This is a genomic window from Bordetella petrii (assembly GCF_020991325.1).
In the GTDB taxonomy this organism is placed as follows: domain Bacteria; phylum Pseudomonadota; class Gammaproteobacteria; order Burkholderiales; family Burkholderiaceae_B; genus Bordetella_A; species Bordetella_A petrii_E.
Genome location: NZ_JAJMLX010000289.1, coordinates 1 through 5,536, shown reverse-complemented (window position 1 = coordinate 5,536; position 5,536 = coordinate 1). Strand labels below are relative to the sequence as shown.

The window sequence follows — 5,536 nt, the reverse complement described above, 5'->3', positions numbered from 1 at the left end:
CGCCAACTTCACCGAAGACGAAGTGCGCGGCTTTCTGGAACAGCAGGGCTATACGCGCGTGCACCGCGAAGAAACCGGCAAGGCGCCGGCGGCCGGCGGCAAGGGCGCGCGCAAGGGCAAGGCCAAGGCCGCCGCCAACGAAGGCGAGCGCCGCATCCTGCACGTGGTGCAAGACCGTTTCCGCCATTCCAGCGCCGAGCGCGAGCGCGTCATGGAAGCCCTGGACACCGCGCTGCGCATGGGCGGCGGCCACATGGCGGTGCACGTGCTAGATGCAGACGGCGGCGACGCCCAAGTCTGGAAATACAGCGACCGCCTGCACTGCGCCGACTGCGACATCGAATACACCGACCCCCTGCCCAGCAGCTTCTCGTTCAATTCGCCGCTGGGCGCGTGCGAGGCCTGCCGGGGCTTCGGCCGCGTCATCGGCATCGACTACGGCCTGGTCATTCCGGACGAGAACAAGACGCTGCGCGAAGGCGCCATCAAGCCCTGGCAGACACCTTCGTTCAAGGAATGCCAGGACGACATGGCCAAGTACGCGCCGCGCGCCGGCATTCCCATGTCGGTGCCCTGGAAAGCCATGACCGACGCGCAGCGCCACTGGGTGCTGCATGGCGACCCGGACTGGAAAGGCGGCAACAACGCCTGGAAAACCCAGTGGTACGGCGTGCACCGCTTCTTTGCCTGGCTGGAAAGCCGTGCCTACAAAATGCACGTGCGGGTGCTGCTGTCGAAGTACCGCAGCTACACGCCGTGCCCCACCTGCAACGGGGCGCGCCTGAAACCCGACGCCCTGCTATGGCGTTTAGGCAGTAAGGAAGAAGCCGACCGCGTGCTGCCGCCCGGCGATGACCGCTACACGCGCTTCATGCCGGCGGGCGCCAACTGGACCCGCCCGCAGCTCGACGCACTGGACGGCCTGTCCATCCACGATGTAATGCTGCTGCCCATCGAACGGGTGCGCACTTTCTTCGACACGCTGACGTTCGGCGGCGCGCTGGACGCCGCCGCCGACCTGCTGCTGACCGAAGCGCGCGCACGCCTCAGATTCCTGTGCGACGTGGGCCTGGGCTACCTGACCCTGGACCGCCAAAGCCGCACGCTGTCAGGCGGCGAAGTGCAGCGCATCAACCTGACCACGGCGCTGGGCACCTCGCTGGTGAATACGCTGTTCGTGCTGGACGAGCCCTCCATCGGCCTGCACCCGCGCGACATGCACCGCGTCGTGGAAGTCATGCACCGGCTGCGCCATGCCGGCAACACGCTGGTGGTGGTGGAGCACGATCCGCAGGTCATGGTGGCCGCCGACCGCATCATCGATATCGGCCCCGGGCCCGGCGAGCGCGGCGGACGCATTGTGTTCGACGGCACGCCGGCGCAGCTGCGCGCCACCCCCACCCTTACCGGAGACTACCTGGGCGGCCGCCAGCGCGTGGAAGCCCCCCGCCCCATGCCGGTGGCCGCCAATACCCCACGCCTGCTGCTGGAAGGCGCCACCGCGCACAACTTGCGCAACGTATCGGTAGAGCTGCCGCTGGGCCGCCTGGTGTGCGTCACCGGCGTATCGGGCTCGGGCAAATCCACCCTGGTGCAGGACGTGCTGTACCCGGCCCTGCTCAAGCACATGGGCAAGCCATCCGAGGCGCCCGGCACCTTCGACCGCCTGCTGGGCGCCGAGCAGATCGCCGACGTGGTCATGGTGGACCAGACCCCCATCGGCAAGACGGCGCGCTCCAATCCCGCCAGCTATGTGGGCGCTTTCGATGCCATCCGCAAGCTGTTCGCGCAGGCCCCCGTGGCCAAGGAACGCGGCTACACCGCCGGCACCTTCAGTTTCAACAGCGGCGACGGACGCTGCCCCACTTGCGGCGGCACGGGTTTCGAGCACGTGGAAATGCAGTTCCTGTCCGACGTCTACCTGCGCTGCCCCGATTGCGACGGGCGGCGCTTCCGCCCCGAGGTACTGGAAGTACGCGTGGAGCATCTGGGCAACAGCGCCTCGATCGACCAGGTGCTGGAAATGACGGTCAGCGAGGCGCTGGACTTCTTCAAGGGCTTGCGCGACGTGCAAACCGGCCTGGCGCCGCTGGCCGATGTGGGCCTGGAATACGTGCGGCTGGGCCAGCCCGTGCCGACCCTGTCGGGCGGCGAGGCGCAGCGCCTGAAACTGGCTGGCCACCTGGCCGAAGCGGCGCGCAGCGGCATCTCCACGGCCAAGGTAGCCAAAAAGGGCAGCCTGTTCCTGTTCGACGAACCCACCACCGGCCTGCACTTCGACGACGTGGCCCGCCTGATGCGCGCCTTCCGGAAATTGCTGGCCGCCGGCCACACGCTGCTGGTCATCGAGCACAACCTGGACGTGATCCGCGCCGCCGACTGGCTGATCGACCTGGGCCCCGAGGGCGGCGACGCCGGTGGCGAGGTCGTGGGCGTCGGCACGCCGCAAGACCTGATAGACAACCCGCGCTCGCACACCGGCGCGGCGCTGCGCGACTACGCCGTCAGCGTGCTGCCCGGCGACGTCGCGGTCAGCAATGACGCCGACGCGCAGATCGCCGAGCAGGCCGGCCTGACGCCGGTGCTGGCCGAACCGGTGGCAGCCTATGGGGCCGATACCGGCACGCCGCTGCAATCGCTGATGCGCCGCCGCCGCGAGGCGCGCGCCATCGAGATCCGCAACGCGCGCGAGCACAACCTGAAGAACGTCAACGTCGAGATCCCGCACGACAAGTTCACGGTGATTACCGGCGTGTCGGGCTCGGGCAAATCGACGCTGGCGTTCGACATCCTGTTCAACGAGGGACAGCGGCGCTACCTGGAATCGCTCAACGCCTATGCGCGCGCCATTGTGCAGCCAGCCGGCAAGCCCGACGTGGACGCCATTTTCGGCATTCCGCCCACGGTGGCCATCGAGCAGCGCACCAGCCGAGGCGGGCGCAAGTCCACCGTGGCCACCATGACGGAAATCCACCATTTCCTGCGCCTGCTGTATGTGAAGCTGGGCACGCAGTACTGCCCCGATTGCCAGGTGGCGGTGGAGCCGCAGAACGCCGACCAGATCGTGGCGCGGCTGCTGCGCGAGTACAAAGGCCAGCACATCGGCCTGCTGGCGCCCCTGGTGACGGCGCGCAAGGGCTACTACACCGACCTGGCCAAATGGGCCGGCGCCAAGGGCCATACGCACCTGCGGGTGGATGGCGCCTTCATCCCGGTCAGCCCCTGGCCGCGGCTGGACCGCTACAAGGAACACACCATCGAACTGCCGGTGGCCGACCTGGTGGTCGACCCCGCCAACGAGACCGAACTGCGCCAGGCCGTGAAAAGCGCGCTGGAACACGGCCAGGGCGTGATGAGCCTGGTGTGGCCGGTGGACAAGCTGCACCAGGCAATGGACACCGAACTGCAGCAGGCGCATTTTTCGGTGAAGCGCGCCTGCCCCTCGTGCGGCACCAGTTTTCCCGAACCCGATCCGCGGCTGTTCTCGTACAACTCCAAGCACGGCTGGTGCACGGGCTGCTTCGGCACCGGCCTGCAGCTGCAGAACTTCGATGCGGAACAGACCGGCGAAGAAACCGCCTGGAATGCCGGCTATGAAGGCGAGGCCGGCGTATGCACGGTGTGCGACGGCCAGCGCCTGAACCGCGTGGCGCGCGCCGTGCGCTGGCGCGACCGCTCCATCGCCGATCTGGCCGCCATGCCGGTGTCCGAGGCGCATACCTTCTTCACCGGGCTGGTGGCGCGCGGCCGCGAAGGCGAAATCGCGCGCGACATCCTGGCCGAGATCCGCGGCCGCCTGAATTTCATGAAAGAAGTCGGGCTGGACTACCTGGCGCTGGACCGCGCCGCGCCCACGCTGTCGGGCGGCGAAGCACAGCGCATCCGGCTGGCCGCGCAACTGGGCTCCAACCTGCAGGGCGTCTGCTATGTACTGGACGAACCCACCATCGGCCTGCACCCGCGCGACAACCGCATCCTGCTGGATGCCCTGGCGCGCCTGGAAGGCAACGGCAACACCCTGGTGGTGGTGGAACACGACGACGACACCATCCGCCGCGCCTCGCACATCATCGACATCGGGCCGGGCGCGGGCGTGCGCGGCGGCCGCGTGGTGGCGCAAGGCAGCGCGCAAGACTTGATCGACAGCCCGGAATCCATCACCGGCCGCTACCTGGCCAAGCCGCTGGCGCACCCGCTGCAAGGCCGCCGCCCGGTAGAAGGCGACACCCCCATGATCGAGATCCGCGGCGCCCAACTGCACAACCTGCGCCATGTGGACGCGCGCATCCCGGTGGGCCGGCTGAGCGTGGTCACGGGCGTGTCGGGGTCGGGCAAATCCACCCTGGCGCGCGAAGTGCTGCTGGACAACCTGCTGCAGGCCGTGTCCCAAGGCAAGGCTCCGCGCTGGAATGGCTGCGAACGGATCACCGGCTGGGAAGCCATCGACCGCGTGCTGGAAGTAGACCAGACCCCCATCGGCAAGACGCCGCGTTCCTGCCCGGCCACCTATATCGGCTTCTGGGACGACGTGCGCCGCCAATTCGCCGACACGCGCGAGGCCCGCATGCGCGGCTGGGGCGCGGCGCGCTTTTCGTTCAACACCGGCGACGGCCGCTGCCCCATCTGCGAAGGCCAGGGCATGCGCACCATCGAAATGAGCTTCCTGCCCGATGTGAAAGTGCCGTGCGACGCCTGCAATGGCGCGCGCTTCAACAGCGATACGCTGTCGGTGCAGATGCGCGGCAAGAACGCGGGCGAACTGCTGAACATGGAAGTGGACGATGCGCTGGAGTACTTCACCGCGCATCCCAAGATCCATCGTCCGCTGCAGCTGATGCAGGATGTGGGCCTGGGCTACCTGACCCTGGGCCAGCCCTCGCCCACCCTGTCGGGCGGCGAGGCGCAGCGCATCAAACTGGTAACCGAGCTGTCCAAGGCGCGCCTGACCGAAGGCGTGATCACCACCGGCCGCGCCTCGCGCGCCCCGCATACGCTGTACGTGCTGGACGAACCCACGGTGGGCCTGTCGATGGCCGACGTGGAAAAGCTCATCCATGTGCTGCACCGCCTGGTGGCGGCCGGCAATACGGTGGTGGTCATCGAACACAACCTGGACGTGATCGCCGAGGCCGACTGGCTGCTGGACCTGGGCCCCGAAGGCGGCACCGGCGGCGGCCGGCTGGTGGCCGAAGGCTCGCCCGAACACGTCATGAGCCTGCGCGACAAATCGCACACCGGACGGGTGCTGGCCGAGTTCCTGGCGCAACAGCAAGCGCATGCCCGTCGCGCCTGACTTTGCCAGGTGTCTGGCTCCCGTCAGGGTGCCAGACACCGACGTGTTACACAGTATCTCAACAGAACAGTGTCTGGCCCCCTGACGGGAGCCAGACACCTGCCGCAACGCTGACAACCACCCACCACCATGCAATGCCGATTCGAAGACCGACTGACCGGGCGGGCGCTATGCCTGCGCGGCCAGGCCGGGCGCATCGAGGCCCGCCACCCGGGGCAACTGCCCGCCGCGCTGGACGCCATC

Annotated in this window: 1 protein-coding gene; it reads left to right on the top strand. The window is 68.2% G+C overall.

The genetic code is table 11. From position 1 onward, the window contains the following. Positions 1-5,293 (top strand): excinuclease ABC subunit UvrA (gene uvrA, locus LPZ50_RS21060; RefSeq protein ID WP_230664643.1); only part of this gene is annotated, 5,293 nt, incomplete at its 5' end. Positions 5,294-5,536 lie beyond the last annotated feature (243 nt).